A 589-nucleotide genomic window follows, 5' to 3' on the forward strand; every position below is an offset into this window, starting at 1 on the left:
ACCTTCAATGCGTGAGCTAATGCGTATTCCGGTATTCAACCATGAAAGCGCGACTGGCTGGGGTCAGACCAACGAAAGTAAAGCAGTCATGGGTGAATCTGCCAAGTACTTTAACGGTGATGCACATCACCCTCATATGAGTATGCAAGATGGCCGCTATGACGGTAAGTATGTTTTCATCAACGATAAAGCAAATACTCGTGTAGCACGTATCCGCTGCGACATTATGAAAGCCGATAAGATGATCGACGTTCCAAATGTACAGGCGATCCATGGTTTAAGGGTTCAGAAAGTACCTCATACCAAATATATATTCTGTAACGGTGAATATGAAATTCCATTACCGAATGACGGACGTGATTTGGATGACCCTAGTAAATATTTCTCCATGTTCAACGTCATTGACGCTGAGAAGATGGAAATGGCTTTCCAGGTCATTGTTGATGGCAACCTTGATAATACCGATGCCGACTACGACGGTCGTTTCGCTGCATCAACCTGCTATAACTCTGAAAACGGCGTAACGCTACCTGAAATGATTTCAGCTGAGCGTGACCATGTTGTTGTATTTGATATTCCAGCGCTTGAG

General features: G+C 44.1%; 1 pseudogene. It reads left to right on the forward strand.

Annotated elements, in window-relative coordinates:
• Positions 1-589 (forward strand): annotated as a pseudogene (locus tag A3761_RS02645) (TAT-dependent nitrous-oxide reductase); the annotation flags it as partial.

The sequence above is a fragment of the Oleiphilus sp. HI0123 genome (assembly GCF_001635315.1).